Source organism: Sulfitobacter sp. 1A13368 (genome assembly GCF_043557275.1).
Lineage (GTDB): Bacteria > Pseudomonadota > Alphaproteobacteria > Rhodobacterales > Rhodobacteraceae > Sulfitobacter > Sulfitobacter faviae.
Genome location: NZ_JBIFFR010000001.1, coordinates 594,852 through 608,700, shown reverse-complemented (window position 1 = coordinate 608,700; position 13,849 = coordinate 594,852). Strand labels below are relative to the sequence as shown.

Here is a 13,849-nt window from a genome sequence, read left to right as displayed (position 1 = left end):
GGACCAAATGCCGTGACTGCGGACGTTACCGCATTGGCAAAGGCGATTGTGCCTGTAAGGGAGGGCGTTGATGCTGATGCCATGGCTACTTTCGGGGCTTGGCCTCGTGATCCTGCTGTTTGCGGGGGATGCGCTGGTGAAAGGGGCGGTGAACCTGTCGCTGCGCCTTGGCGTGCCCGCCCTGATCGTCAGTCTGACCATCGTGGCCTTTGGCACTTCGGCGCCGGAGTTGCTGATCTCGGTCAAGGCGATCTTGGACGGGGTGCCGGGGCTGGCGCTTGGCAATGTGGTGGGGTCAAATACGGCCAATATCCTGATGGTGCTGGGCATTCCGGCGCTTTTGGCGATGATGCACACCTCGGAATGCAGCACCCGCAAGACCTATAACCAGATGATCGCGGCCTCGCTGTTGTTTATCGCGCTGGCCTTCCGCGGCGTCTTTGACTGGATCGCCGGGCTGATCCTGCTCGCCGGTCTGGCCTATATGCTTTTCGACGCTTTCCGCGATGCCAAAGACCACCGCCACGCCTGCCGCAGCGGTGCGGCAGAGGATGAGGAAGAGCCCGAAGGCGCGGACCCCGATATGGCGGGCTGGCAGATTGCGATGTTCCTGATTCTCGGCTTGATCGGCCTGCCCTTGGGGGCGAGCCTTTTGGTGGATAACGCCACGATCATCGCCCAGACCTATGGGGTCAGTGACACGGTGATCGGCCTGACGCTGGTGGCCGTGGGCACGTCGCTGCCTGAGCTTGCGACCACGGTGATGGCAGCGCTGCGCCGTCAGGCGGATGTGGCGCTTGGCAATGTGATCGGCTCCAACATGTTCAACCTGTTGGCGATCATCGGCATTGCGAGCCTTGTCGGTCCGATCTCGGTCGACGAAGCCTTCTTGCGGATTGACCTTTGGGTGATGTTGGGCGCGTCGCTCTTGCTGATCCCCTTCGTCTATCTGGGACGCGATATCACCCGGCTATGGGGCGTGGTGCTGAGCGCGCTTTACGGGCTTTATTTGTTTATCATCCTGATCTGAGGAGGGCGGCAGATGCGGCGGGCATTGGTGACCGGAGCCGGGCAACGTCTGGGCCGCGCCATGGCGCTCTACCTCGGGCAGCGCGGCTTTGATGTGGCGGTGCATTATGCCACCTCGCGTGCCGGGGCCGAGGCGACCGCCGACGAGATTGCGGCCATGGGCCGCCGCGCCGTGGCCCTGCAAGCTGACCTTCTCGACGACACCGCAGCCGCGGCGCTTTTGCCCCGCGCGGTCAAGGCGCTCGGCGGGCCGATCACCTGTCTTGTGAACAACGCTTCGATTTTCGAGCAAGACGATATCACCAGCGCCACGCGCGAAAGCTGGGACCGCCATATGGGCAGCAACCTGCGCGCGCCCTTCGTGTTGACGCAGGCGATGGCGGGGCAGGGGCTGACCCCCGATACCGACGCGGGGGGAGAACCGCGTGCCAGCGGTTTGATCGTCAATATGCTGGACCAGCGGGTGCGTAACCTCACGCCAGAGTTCACCACCTATACGATCGCCAAGATGGGCCTATGGGCGATGACACGCACCACCGCACAGGCGCTGGCCCCCGCGATCCGCGTGAACGGCATCGGGCCCGGCCCGACCCTGCAAGGCCCGCATCAAGACCCCGATGACTTTGCCGTGCAGCGCCGCGGCACGGTTCTGGGCCGCGGCGCGAATCCCGAGGATATTACGGCGGCACTGGGGTATTTCATCGATTCGCCGGGGGTCACGGGGCAGCTTATCTGCACCGATGGCGGAGAGCATTTGCAATGGGAAACAAGCCCTAAAAGCCCCCGAAACTGACGCGCATGCGGGAAGTTTTGCACGTCCTTAACCTATGTAACCAAAGTGTTACCGAAACCCTTTTGTTTTCAGAGGCTTGTTTCATGGTAAACAAAAGAATGAACGAAATCAGGATATTATGGGCGCGCCTAAAAATTAGGCAAATCAGCGAACCATGTTAAAAACAAAGAGAAATCCAAGATGCCCAGAAGTTATCGGCAGAGTTATCCACATGTTTGGTGGACATGTTAAAGCTTGCCCCCATAGCCGTCCTATTGCAGCGAAGCACGAGAATCAGCGCCTGAGATGACCACGCCCAACGACAGCCCTCCGCCGCAAGGCCGAAAGGTGATTCAAGCCTATCTGAAGTCGCTCGATTCCTCGCCGGGCGTCTACCGGATGCTCGATGCGGAAAGCCGCGTGCTTTACGTCGGCAAGGCGCGGAACCTGCGGGCGCGGGTGTCGTCCTATGCGCGGCCAACGGGGCATTCGGCGCGGATCTCGCGGATGATCGCCAATACCGCCTCGATGATGTTTCTGACCACCAAGACCGAGACCGAGGCGCTGCTGCTCGAACAGAACCTGATCAAGCAGCTCAAGCCCAAGTTCAACGTGCTGCTGCGCGACGACAAGAGCTTTCCCAATATCCTTGTCACCGCCGATCACGACTACCCTCAGATCAAGAAACACCGCGGCGCGAAAAAGGAGAAGGGCAGCTATTATGGCCCCTTCGCCAGCGCGGGCGCGGTGAACCGGACGCTGAACCAACTGCAACGGGTGTTCTTGTTGCGGGACTGTTCCAACGCGATGTTCGACAGCCGCACGCGGCCCTGTTTGCAGCATCAGATCAAACGTTGCTCCGCCCCCTGTGTCGGCAAAATCTCGGCCGAGGATTATCGCGAGACTGTGCGCGATGCGGAGCGGTTTCTAAGCGGCAAATCGACGGATATTCAGGGCCGTTTGGCGCGGGACATGGAAGAGGCGTCAGAGGCGATGGAGTTCGAACGCGCCGCCGCTCTGCGCGACCGGATCAAAGCGCTGACGCAGGTTCAGACCGCCCAAGGCATTAATCCGCAGGGGGTGAATGAAGCCGACATTATCGCGCTGCATATGGAAAGCGGTCAGGCCTGCGTGCAGGTCTTTTTCATCCGCGCCAACCAGAACTGGGGCAACCATGACTACTACCCTCGGATCGGGAGCGAGATCGACGCCGCCGAGGTGCTGGAGGCCTTCATCGGCCAGTTCTACGACACCCGCGAGCCGCCGCGGCAGTTGATCCTCAGCAATGAGATCGAGAACCCCGATCTGATGGCCGAGGCCCTGAGCGGCAAGCTGGGCCGTAAGGTCGAACTGTTGGTGCCGAAACGGGGTGAGAAGGCCGAATTGGTCGACGGGGCCCTGCGCAATGCGCGCGAAAGCCTTGCCCGCAAGATGGCCGAGACGGCGACCCAGACCAAGCTCTTGCAGGGGCTGGCCGATGCCTTTGACCTGCCCAAGCCGCCGCAGCGGATCGAGGTTTACGACAACTCGCATATCCAAGGCACCAATGCCGTCGGCGCGATGATCGTGGCGGGGCCGGAAGGCATGATGAAAAACCAGTACCGCAAGTTCAACATCCGCGGCGATGACCTGACGCCCGGCGATGACTTCGGCATGATGAAAGAGGTGCTGCACCGCCGCTTCAAACGGCTTATCAAAGAAGACCCGGACCGCGGCCGCGGCCTTTGGCCTGATCTGCTGCTGATCGACGGCGGCGCGGGGCAGGTGAGCGCCGTGGCCTCTATCATGGCGCAGCATGGGGTCGAGGATATCCCCATGGTCGGCGTCGCCAAGGGCATTGACCGGGACGCGGGCAAGGAAGAGTTCCACCGCGTCGGCAAGCGCCCCATGGCGCTGCGCCACAACGATCCGGTGCTTTATTTCGTGCAGCGCCTGCGGGATGAGGCGCACCGTTTCGCCATCGGCACTCACCGTGCCAAACGGGCCAAAGGGGTCAGCGCCACGCCGCTCGACGACGTGCCGGGCGTCGGCGCTGCGCGCAAGCGTGCGCTGCTAGCGCATTTCGGTTCGGCCAAGGCGGTAAGCCGCGCGAACCTCAGCGATCTCAAAGCGGTCGAGGGCGTATCGGATGCGCTGGCCGAGACGATCTACGGCTATTTCCATGAAAAAGGCTAGGCGGGCGGCTCCGTGGTGGCGACGGCCCGCAGGCGGGGCGGTTTCGTCCTTTCAGCCACGAACGGCGCAAGATAGGATAACGTCATGAAATGGAATTTGCCCAATATCCTGACCCTGCTCAGGCTGGTCGCGGCCCCCGGTGTGGCGGTCATGTTTCTCTATTTTACGCGCCCCTATGCCGATTGGTTCGCCTTGCTGCTCTTTGTCGGGGCAGCGGTCACGGATTGGTTCGATGGCTACCTTGCCCGCGCTTGGGCGCAGGAAACCAAACTCGGCGCCATGCTTGACCCGATTGCCGACAAGGCGATGGTGGTGATCGCGCTGATGGTGATCGTTGCCTTCTCAAGCTGGTCGCCGTGGCTGGTGCTCCCCGCCACGCTGATCCTGTTTCGCGAGGTCTTTGTCTCGGGCCTGCGGGAGTATCTGGGCGATGTCGCCGGCACGTTGAAGGTGACTCAACTGGCCAAGTGGAAGACGACATTGCAGATGATCGCCATCGCCGTGCTGTTTTCGCAAGGCGTGTTCGAGCATTACCTCGGGATGAGCGTTTTCGGCATGGACCAGCAGATGATCGAAGCGATCCTTGATGGCGAGGTCGAAGATCATCTCGGGCTGGGATGGAAACTCGCCGGGATGGAATGGGCCGGGCTGCTGGGGCTGGCGCTCTTGTGGGTCGCCGCCGTGCTGACCGCCATCACCGGCTTTGACTATCTGCGCAAGGCGCTGCCGCATCTGAAGGAGCCACGCTAATGGACGTTTTGTATTTCGCATGGGTCCGCGAACGCATCGGCCTGCCCCGCGAACGGGTCGAGAGCCAAGCCGCCACGGTGGCCGAATTGGTCGAAGAATTGCGGGGCCGGGAAGAGCGCTACGAAGTGGCCTTTTCCGACCTTTCCGCACTGCGGGTCGCCGTGGATCAGGAACTGACCGATTTCGACGCCCCGCTGCAAGGCGCGCGCGAGGTGGCATTCTTCCCTCCGATGACCGGGGGCTGAGCGATGCGCGTTTTGGTGCAGGAAGCGCCCTTTGATCTGGGTGAGGAGGCCGCGCGCTTTGCCAAGGGCGAGGGGGGCAGCGGCGCGATCGTGACCTTTACCGGCGTGGTGCGCGACAATGACGCGGGCACGCTCAGCGCGATGGAAATCGAACATTACCCCGGCATGACCGAAAAGGCCTTGCGCGAGATTGCCGAGCAGGCGATGGGACGTTTCGATCTGCAAGATGCGCTGGTGATCCACCGCTATGGGCGGCTGGTGCCGGGTGAGCAAATCATGATGGTCGCCACGGCGGCGCGGCATCGCCGCCATGCCTTTGAGGCAGCGGAGTTCCTGATGGACTACCTCAAATCCCGCGCGCCGTTCTGGAAGCGCGAGATCACGGCAGAGGGTGATGCATGGGTCGCCGCAAAGGACGAAGACGAGGCCGCGCTGGAACGCTGGTAAGCTTCGGCCTCAGGCGAAACGCCCACCTTTTTCGATGACTTCGATCTGATAGCCATCGGGGTCTGCCACGAAAAAGAACTTCGCCACGGTCTCTCCGGCGGGGCGGAAGTCAACGATCTCGCGTGGGATAGCACCGGCCTTGATCGCGGTCTCGCGCGCCGCTTCGAGGTCGTCGACCACGAAGGCCAGATGGCCATAGCCGTCGCCCAGATCGTAAGCGGTCTCGCGGTCCTTGTTGACGGTCAATTCCAGCTCGAAGGCGCCCGTGGCATCGCGCAGGTAGATCAGGGTGAAGCTGTCGAAATCCAGACGGTCCGCGATTTTCAGCCCGAACACGTCTTCGTAGAACTTTACCGATGCCGCCTCATGAAAGACGCGGATCATGGAATGGGCGAGTTTGGCCATGGCAGGGCTCCGAAGGTCTGGGGTTAGGCTTTCTGACGTTCGATATAGGCGCGCATTTCCTCGGCCTCATGGCGGGCGTCGCGCAGCCCGTCCATCGCGGCGCGCAGCTCGGCCTCGGTCTGGGCCAGTTGGTTGGTCAACTCGGCCTCGCGCTGTTGCAGATAGGTGATCGCCTGATCGCGGGTTTCCTCGGCCTCATGCAGCTCTTGGCTCATCCGGTCCAGCTGGGCCACGTCATCGGCGGCCACGCGGGTAAAGCGGTTCAGCAGCCAATTGGCGAACCATCCCATGCAGAAGGCCACGAAAAGAATGATGGCTGTTGCCAGGACAAACTCAGTTCTGCTCATCACCGCTGCCTTCTTCGGTTTCGTCGGATTCCCCGATCTCTTCTGCCGTGGTATCGCCCGTTTCTTCAGCAGATTCCAGCGCTGTTTCGTCCTCGGGGGTCTCGGCCTCGGGCTGGATCAGGCGGAATTCGATGCGGCGGTTGGCTTCGCGGCCCTCTTCGGTCTTGTTGTCTGCGATGGGGTTTTCCTCGCCATAGCCCTTGGCCACGAAGGAGGAGGTCAGCACCCGGCGGGCGCGCAATTCGTTCAGCACCGATTCCGCGCGGCTTTGCGAGAGTGACAGGTTCATCGATTCGCGGCCCTGACTGTCGGTGTAGCCCTGAATCTCCAGCCGGATGTCGCCGCAGTTTTTCAGCACCTCGGCGATATCGTCCATCGTCCCGAGCGCGGAGGCGTCGATCGTGGCGCTGCCCGGCTCAAAGGTGATCTTGCCAATTTTCAGGATCTCGCGAATTTCGGCTTCGCATTCTTCGGGCGTTGGCAGGCCCGCGATGGGGTCGAGCTTTTCTTGATAGGTGATGTCGATGCTGTAATCGGCGCCTTCGCCCAGCTTGTCCGCCAACAGCGAGGCGACGGTGGTATTGGCGTCTTTGTTGCCGGTGTTGCCCATCACCTCAAGCCGGTCGGGCGTGACTTTGACAGAGCCGTTGGCGAGGGAGGCCATCGCCTCCAGCCCGGTCAGAACGCGGGTGGCCCAATCGCCGGGCAGGGTCTCGTCCAGCCGCGCGGCGGTATAGACGTTGGCCGAGCCGAAATGCGATTTCGCGTAGCTGTCGGCCAGATCGCGCAGCCCCTCTGTCGAGAGCCGCCCGCGCAGTTGCACCTGCCCCTCGGGCGAGAGGGTCGCGGTGAACTCGGGCGGGCCTGCGTCAGGGTCTTCGACCTCGGGCAGTTTCGCGGTCAGGGCAAAGACATCGGGAAGCGCGTTTTCCAATTCGCCCACCACGCGGTCAAATGTGGTGGACTCGGTGCCCGGTGCGGCCAGCAAGGTGATGTCCGCATCGGCGAAAGAGATGCTGCCTTGGCCCAGGCGGCGCAGCGCGTCGATGGTCAGCGCCACGGCGCGGCCCCAGTTCGGGCTGGGCACGCCCAGACCGATCGTGCAATCGGCATTCTCAGGCGCGCCGGCGGTGATGCCCGCTTTCAAGATACGGTCGGCGGCGGCTTCAGTATCGGCAGAGCAGGCATCGAAACGCGCGCCTTCCGCGTCGATCTCAAACCGCAGTGTGAAGGGAGTGATCACCGGGCGCGGGGCCGCGATGTCCAGTCGCAGCCGCAGGCTGGGCGGGGCGGCGCGTTGCAGTTTACGTTCCATCTGCGCCTTGGCGGCGGCGCTGTCGGCGATGGCGGTGATGGTCACCCGCCCCGCATCGACCGAGGCTTTGGCCCGGGGCAGGTCGGCCATCGCCTGTACGGCAAAGCTCAGCGCGTCTTCCCAGCCTTCGGGCGCAGGATAATCCGCGGATTCCAGAAGATCGGTGACCGAGGCGTCGCCCGCCATGTCGCCAAAGGCATCGATCACCGCCTCGCGGTCGGTGCTGGTGGGGATCAGGCCGATGATCGAGATGCCCGCGTCATTGCGCAGCACCTCGGCAGAGAAACGCGGCGGGGCGATGCCGGATTGGGCCTCGACCTCCATCTCGTCGATGACGCGGGCGGCGTCGACCACGGTGCCTGCGGTCGACAGGGCGCGAAAGCGCACGGCCTCGGTCGGCGCGATCCCGGCGAGGGTGACCTGCAAGCCATCGGCCTGCACTTCGGCCCATGTCATGCCCTGCGCGTCCAGCGCGTCACGTACGCCGATTTCCGAGGTGTCTTCGATCAGTTGCACCGAAAAGCTCGCCGCCACCAGAGAGACCACCGCTGCGGCTGCAAAGGTCAGGGCGATCGTGAAAATGGCGGAGAGGCGCATGGGCGGACTTCTGATTGTTAAGCTTGCGACTTGATACGCGCGTCCTGTCGGGGGTGCAATCAGGCCAGCAAGCTTGCCGCGAAAAACAACAGCGGGATCATGCCGGTATCGCGGTTGGCCCGGAAGAGCTGCAAGAGCTTGGCATTGTCCTTGGTATCCAGCCCGCGCAGCTGCCATGCCATATGCCATCCCATTGCCCAGGGCCCGCCAAGGGCCAGCGCCAGCGCCAGTACCGAGGCTTGGGGCAGCCCGGCATAGATCACGGCAATCCCCATCAGCCCCACCGTGGCCATCAGAAAGCGCCGCAGCCATTTGCCGGAATTCTCACCAAAGAGGCGGGCGGTGGATTTCACGCCGATCAGCGCGTCATCCTCGGCATCCTGATGGGCATAGATCGTGTCGTAAAACAGCGTCCAGGCGATGCCGGCGAGGTAGAGCACGATGGCGGGTGCATGCAGCGTGCCCGCATGCGCCGTCCAGGCCAGCATGGCACCCCAGTTGAAGGCCAGCCCCAGAAAGACCTGCGGCCACCAAGTGAAGCGTTTGGCAAAGGGGTAGACCGCCACCGGCAAGAGCGCCAGCACGCCCATGGCGATGGCCGCTTGGTTGAAGGACAGCAGGATCAGCAGTGCCAGCAGCATCTGCCCCACCATCCACGCCAGCGCCTGTTTCACCGATACCGCGCCCGAGGGGATGGGCCGCAGCCGGGTGCGGGCGACCTTGCCGTCGATATGCCGGTCGGTGATATCGTTCCATGTGCAACCCGCGCCGCGCATCAGGAAAGCACCGATGCCGCAGCCTGCGAAGATCCACAGATCCTCCCACCGCGGCGACTGGTCGAAGAGGATCGCAAGGCTCAGCCCCCACCAGCAGGGCAGCAGCAGCAGCCATGTGCCAATGGGCCGATCCGCGCGGCTCAGCCGCAGGTAGGGGCGCAGCCCCGCCGGGGCGTGACGGTCGACCCAATTGTCGGCCACCGCATCGGCAACAGGCGCATCGGGCGTAGCATCTGGCGAAGGCGGCTGGTTGTGCATATATCTGGCCCTATGAACGCGAAAATCAGATTGTATGTAGATCAGCCCTTGGGGCAGGGGCAAACGGTTCCTTTGGCGCGCGAGCAGGCGCATTACCTCTTTGGGGTGATGCGGCTCACGGTCGGGGCCGGGGTGCTTTTGTTCAACGGGCGCGATGGCGAATGGCTGGCCGAGGTCGCCGAGGCGGGCAAGCGCGGCGGGGTGCTGACCTGTGTCGAACAGACCCGGCATTTGCAAATGCCGCCGGATCTATGGCTGCTCTTTGCCCCGATCAAAAAGACCCGCACCGACTTCATCGTCGAAAAAGCGGCTGAGATGGGGGCCTCGCGCATCGTGCCGGTGATGACCAAATTTACCAATGCAGGCCGCGTGCAGCAGCCGCGCCTTCAGGCCCATGCGGTCGAGGCGGCAGAGCAATGCGGCGGCACCTATGTGCCGGAAGTGGCCGAGGCCGAGAAGCTGGGGCGGTTGTTGGACCAGTGGGACAGCAGCCGTCAGATCATGTTCTGCGATGAAGCTTTGGCCGGGGAAAGCGGTGCGCTGCCGCCGGATGCGCAGGGGCCATGGGCCATTCTGATCGGCCCCGAAGGCGGTTTTTCCGAGGACGAGCGCAAACGGCTGCACAGTTTCGATCACGCCCATGCGGTCACGCTCGGCCCGCGCATCCTGCGGGCCGATACGGCGGCCGTGGCGGCGATGACCATGTGGCAGCAGGCTTTGGGAGATTGGTGATGCGAAGGGTGGCCCGATGAGTTTCCTGCGCCAAGGCGCCCGCGACCAGCTTTGGCGCTGGCGCGAAGCGATTGTCGGCGGCGGGCTGATGGGCCTTGGCCTTTGGCTGGTGGCGGGGCCGGGGTTCCTGCTGGCGGTGCCGGGCTATGCGGCGCTGGCGGGCGGTGCCGCGCTGATCTGGCTTGGTGTGCAACGCGCGCGCTTTCGCGGGCAGGGCGATGGCGCGGGCGCGGTTCAGGTCGTCGAAGGGCAGATCACCTACTTTGGCCCGCTGACCGGCGGCACGGTCGCTCTGCGCGAGTTGCAGCGGCTCAGCCTCGACCGGCAGATGTTTCCGGCCCATTGGCGGCTTGAGCCGCGCGACGATGAGACGCCCCTGTTGATCCCGGTGAACGCCGCAGGCTCCGAGGCGCTGTTTGATGCTTTCGCCGCCCTGCCGGGCCTGCGCACCGAGAGGATGCTCTTTGAGCTACGCAAGACCCGCCATGACGCCGTTGTGATCTGGGAGCGCGCGCCGCTGCGCCCGGCGCATGTCTTGCTGCATTGACAGCCCCGGCAAATCCGCCCATCCCTGCTAGACGCGACGCCACGTCGACAACTTAGAAGACACCCAAGACGATCCTTCAAAACGGAGCCCTCGCATATGTCCATTCCTCAATCCGGCGGCGGCCCGATCGAACATCACGACCAGATGGCGCAGTATCTGGCGGACGGCTGCAAGCCGCGCGAGCAGTGGCGCATCGGCACCGAGCATGAGAAGTTCGGCTATTGCAAGGACACGCTCAAACCGCTCCCCTATGAGGGGGAACGCTCGATCCGGGTGATGCTGGAAGGGCTGCGCGACCGCCACAATTGGTCCCCTGTCGAAGAGGGTGGCAAGCTGATCGGGCTTGAGAAAGACGGAGCCAACATCAGCCTTGAGCCGGGCGGCCAGTTGGAACTCTCGGGCGCCCCGGTCGAGACCATTCACGAGACCTGCGACGAGGTGAATACCCACCTTCGCGAAGTGAAAGACGTGGCCGATGAGATCGGCGTCGGTTTCATCGGTCTGGGGGCCGCGCCTGAGTGGTCGCATGAGCAGATGGATCTGATGCCCAAAGGCCGCTACAAGCTGATGGACGGCTATATGCAAAAGGTCGGCACCATGGGCACCACCATGATGCGCCGCACCTGTACCGTTCAGGTCAACCTCGACTTCGCGAGCGAGTCCGACATGGTGCAGAAGATGCGCGTCGCCGTGGCGATGCAGCCCATCGCCAATGCGCTTTTCGCCAATTCGCCCTTCCTTGACGGCAAGCCCAATGGTGTGAAGTCGACCCGCGGGCTGGTCTGGCGCAATCTGGACGATGCGCGCACCGGCATGATCCCCTTCGTCTTTGACGATAGCTTTGGCTTCGAGTCTTGGGTGCAATACGCGCTCGATGTGCCGATGTATTTCGTCTACCGCGACGGCAAATATATCGACGCGCTTGGCCAGTCCTTCCGTGATTTCCTGAAAGGCGAGTTGCCCGCGCTGCCCGGCGAGAAGCCGACGCTGAGCGATTGGGCCGACCACCTGACCACCCTCTTCCCCGAGGCGCGGGTGAAGAAGTTCATCGAGATGCGCGGCGCTGATGGCGGCCCGTGGCGGCGGCTCTGTGCCCTGCCGGCCTTCTGGGTCGGGTTGATGTATGACCAAAGCGCGCTGGATGGCGCGTGGGATCTGGTCAAAGGCTGGGATGCCGAGACACGGGAAGAATTGCGCATCGCCGCCTCCACCCACGGCCTTCAGGCCGAGGTGGGCGGGCTCAAGATGCATGATCTGGCGCGCGAGGCCGTGGCCCTGTCAGAGGCGGGGCTGAAAGCCCGCGCCCGTCCCGGTGCCGGTGGGCTGGTGCCGGATGAGACGCATTTCCTCAACGCCCTGCGCGACAGTATCGAGACGGGCCGCGTGCCTGCTGACGATCTCTTGGCGGATTACCACGGGCCATGGAACGGCGATCTGAGCCGTATCTACGCGGAATATTCCTACTGAACGGGAAAGAGGCTGATGCCGCCCTCGGGCGGTGTCAGCCTTTCTGGCCGATGCGCGATTCCGTGCCTGCGCGGATCCGGCGGATATTGTCACGGTGCCGCCAAAAGATCAGCAATGTTAGAGCAATGCCCAAAAGCAGCATTTCCCCGTAGCCAAGGAAGACCAGCAGGAAGGTCGAGCTTGCTGCCGCCGCCAGTGCGGAAAGCGACGAGATGCGCGAGAGTGCCGCCGTCGCCAGCCAGACCACACAGCAGGCCAGCCCGACAGGCCAAGCCAGCGCCAGCATGAGGCCCAGAAAGGTCGCCACACCCTTGCCGCCGCGAAAGCCCAGCCAGACCGGGTAGCAATGGCCGATCATCGCACCAAGCGCCGCCGCCTGCGCCGCATCTTCGCCCGCGAAGGCGCGGGCCAGCAGCACCGCCACGGCCCCCTTGGCCCCGTCCAGCAACAGCGTCAGCGCCGCCGCCTTCTTGTTGCCGGTGCGCAGCACGTTGGTTGCGCCGATGTTGCCCGATCCGATGCTGCGCAGGTTGCCCAGCCCCATCAGCCGCGCCAGCAGCATGCCAAAGGCGATAGAGCCGATGACATAGCCTGCCAGCGCCCAGAAAAGGATCAATTCAACGGAAGTCTCGATAGGGGGCATTAATTCGCCTCGTAAACGCAGGAACCTGCTACATAAGTTGCCACGACCTTACCCTGCATCCGCATCCCGTCAAAGGGCGTGTTGCGGGATTTCGACCGCAGCGTCGCGCGGTCCAGCACGAAGGGCGCATCGGGATTGAACAGCACCATATCCGCAGGCGCCCCCACGGCAATCCGCCCGCCGGGCAGGCCGAGGCGTTTGGCCGGGTTCAGCGACAGCGCGCGCCAGAGCGTGGGCAGGTCCATCATCTCGGCATGGACCAGACGCATCGCGGCGGGCAGCAGCGTCTCCAGCCCCACCGCGCCGCTGGCGGCCTCCTCGAACGGCAGGCGTTTGCTTTCTTCGTCCTGCGGGGTGTGCATGGAGCAGATGATGTCGATCAGACCGCTGGCCACGGCTTCTACCACGGCAAGGCGGTCTTCCTCATCGCGCAGCGGCGGCTTCACCTTGAAGAAGGTGCGGTAGTCGGCGACGTCGAGGGCGTTCAGCGTCAGGTGGTGAATGCCGACACCGGCGGTGATGTCGAGCCCGTTGCGCTTGGCACGCTCCAGCGCGGGCAGGGCGCGGGCGGTGGTGATCTGATCCGCGTGGTAGCGCGCGCCGGTCATCTCAATGAGGGCGATGTCGCGGTCCAACCCCATCCGCTCGGCCATGGGCGAGACGGCAGGCAAGCCGCGCAATGAGGCGAATTTGCCCGAGGTGACGGTCGCCCCCTTGCTCAGCCCCGGATCCTGCGGGTGGGCGATGACCAACGCGCCGAGGCTGCGGGCGTAAGTGAGCGCGCGGGAGAAAACCTTGGTATCCGTCACAACGCGGTCGCAATCGGTGAAGGCAGCGGCACCTGCGTCCATCAGAAAGCCGATTTCGGTCATCTCGCGCCCCTCGCGGCCCTTGGTCAGCGCGGCCATGGGCACGACGTTCACCGGTGCTGCCTCATTGGCGCGGCGGGTGACGAATTCCAGCGTCTCGGGGCTGTCGATGGCGGGATCGGTGTCGGGGCGCGTGACCATGGTGGTTACCCCGCCCGCCGCCGCGGCAAGGCCCGCAGAGCGGTAGCTTTCCTTGTGCCGCTCGCCCGGTTCGCAAACTTTGACGCCGATGTCGACGATACCGGGGGCGAGGATATGGCCGCCGCAATCGACCAGTTCCGCGCCCTCGGGCGCTGTGGCCCCATCGGCCAGCACCTCGGCAATCACCCCGTTGCGGACCAGAACCGCAGCAGGCTCAAGCGTGCCAGCCTGAGGGTTGAGAAGGCGCAGATTGGTGAAGAACTGGGTCATGGGCGGGCCTTTGGTGCGATAGCGGATGCGCCGCTGTCATGCCCCAAATCGCCCCCCAAACCAA

Annotated in this window: 15 protein-coding genes; 9 read left to right on the top strand and 6 right to left on the bottom strand. The window is 63.7% G+C overall.

Annotated features, from left to right (window positions below; genetic code table 11):
- The first annotated feature begins 70 nt into the window (after window positions 1–70).
- From ACGYK4_RS03000 to ACGYK4_RS02975, 6 genes are all read left to right on the top strand, one after another.
- Window positions 71–1,030 carry a calcium/sodium antiporter gene (locus ACGYK4_RS03000; protein ID WP_394455034.1) on the top strand — a complete coding sequence of 320 codons (960 nt, stop codon included), beginning with the start codon at window positions 71–73 and terminating at the stop codon, window positions 1,028–1,030.
- Between the two features lie 12 nt (window positions 1,031–1,042).
- Entirely contained in the window at window positions 1,043–1,822 is a 780-nt protein-coding gene (locus ACGYK4_RS02995) for an SDR family oxidoreductase (protein WP_394455032.1), read from the top strand.
- Between the two features lie 285 nt (window positions 1,823–2,107).
- Window positions 2,108–3,976, top strand: coding sequence for an excinuclease ABC subunit UvrC (uvrC, locus tag ACGYK4_RS02990; protein WP_394455031.1), 1,869 nt, complete (start codon window positions 2,108–2,110; stop codon window positions 3,974–3,976).
- 84 nt (window positions 3,977–4,060) lie between these two features.
- A complete protein-coding gene (pgsA, locus tag ACGYK4_RS02985) occupies window positions 4,061–4,726 on the top strand; it encodes a CDP-diacylglycerol--glycerol-3-phosphate 3-phosphatidyltransferase (RefSeq protein WP_067265553.1) in 666 nt (221 codons plus the stop codon).
- Window positions 4,726–4,971, top strand: a complete 246-nt coding sequence (gene moaD, locus ACGYK4_RS02980) for a molybdopterin converting factor subunit 1 (RefSeq protein WP_209218317.1) — start codon at window positions 4,726–4,728, stop codon at window positions 4,969–4,971. Before pgsA ends, moaD begins: the two co-directional genes overlap by 1 nt.
- Window positions 4,972–4,974: 3 nt before the next feature.
- Entirely contained in the window at window positions 4,975–5,418 is a 444-nt protein-coding gene (locus ACGYK4_RS02975) for a molybdenum cofactor biosynthesis protein MoaE (RefSeq protein WP_394416986.1), read from the top strand.
- 9 nt (window positions 5,419–5,427) lie between these two features.
- Here the strand turns inward: ACGYK4_RS02975 and ACGYK4_RS02970 are convergent, their stop codons facing one another.
- Genes ACGYK4_RS02970 through ubiA form a run of 4 tightly spaced genes read right to left on the bottom strand, consistent with a single transcriptional unit; the run spans window position 5,428 to window position 9,116 of the window.
- The gene (locus tag ACGYK4_RS02970) at window positions 5,428–5,823 is read right to left on the bottom strand and encodes a VOC family protein (RefSeq protein ID WP_394455030.1); all 396 of its coding nucleotides are present in this window, start codon (window positions 5,821–5,823) and stop codon (window positions 5,428–5,430) included.
- A 23-nt stretch (window positions 5,824–5,846) separates the two neighbouring features.
- Window positions 5,847–6,170: a hypothetical protein gene (locus tag ACGYK4_RS02965; RefSeq protein WP_007118939.1), complete on the bottom strand. Its 324-nt coding sequence runs from the start codon at window positions 6,168–6,170 to the stop codon at window positions 5,847–5,849.
- Window positions 6,157–8,082: an OmpA family protein gene (locus tag ACGYK4_RS02960; RefSeq protein ID WP_394455029.1), complete on the bottom strand. Its 1,926-nt coding sequence runs from the start codon at window positions 8,080–8,082 to the stop codon at window positions 6,157–6,159. The genes ACGYK4_RS02965 and ACGYK4_RS02960 overlap by 14 nt, the downstream gene beginning before the upstream one ends.
- A 59-nt stretch (window positions 8,083–8,141) precedes the next feature.
- Entirely contained in the window at window positions 8,142–9,116 is a 975-nt protein-coding gene (ubiA, locus tag ACGYK4_RS02955; protein WP_394455028.1) for a 4-hydroxybenzoate octaprenyltransferase, read from the bottom strand.
- A gap of 12 nt (window positions 9,117–9,128) precedes the next feature.
- Between ubiA and ACGYK4_RS02950 the strand changes: the two genes are divergently transcribed.
- The 3 genes from ACGYK4_RS02950 (at window position 9,129) to ACGYK4_RS02940 (ending at window position 11,862) form a co-directional block, all read left to right on the top strand.
- On the top strand, window positions 9,129–9,848 hold the full coding sequence (locus tag ACGYK4_RS02950; protein ID WP_394455027.1) for a 16S rRNA (uracil(1498)-N(3))-methyltransferase: 720 nt from the start codon (window positions 9,129–9,131) through the stop codon (window positions 9,846–9,848).
- 16 nt (window positions 9,849–9,864) lie between these two features.
- Window positions 9,865–10,395 carry a hypothetical protein gene (locus ACGYK4_RS02945; protein ID WP_067265571.1) on the top strand — a complete coding sequence of 177 codons (531 nt, stop codon included), beginning with the start codon at window positions 9,865–9,867 and terminating at the stop codon, window positions 10,393–10,395.
- 96 nt (window positions 10,396–10,491) lie between these two features.
- Complete coding sequence (locus tag ACGYK4_RS02940; protein WP_394455026.1) at window positions 10,492–11,862, top strand: glutamate--cysteine ligase; 1,371 nt, start codon at window positions 10,492–10,494, stop codon at window positions 11,860–11,862.
- Between the two features lie 34 nt (window positions 11,863–11,896).
- On the opposite strand, the gene plsY is transcribed toward ACGYK4_RS02940, so the two are convergent.
- Together plsY and pyrC are read right to left on the bottom strand one after the other, a co-directional pair.
- Window positions 11,897–12,505, bottom strand: coding sequence for a glycerol-3-phosphate 1-O-acyltransferase PlsY (plsY, locus tag ACGYK4_RS02935; protein WP_394455024.1), 609 nt, complete (start codon window positions 12,503–12,505; stop codon window positions 11,897–11,899).
- Window positions 12,505–13,785, bottom strand: a complete 1,281-nt coding sequence (gene pyrC, locus ACGYK4_RS02930; protein WP_394455022.1) for a dihydroorotase — start codon at window positions 13,783–13,785, stop codon at window positions 12,505–12,507. The genes plsY and pyrC overlap by 1 nt, the downstream gene beginning before the upstream one ends.
- Window positions 13,786–13,849 lie beyond the last annotated feature (64 nt).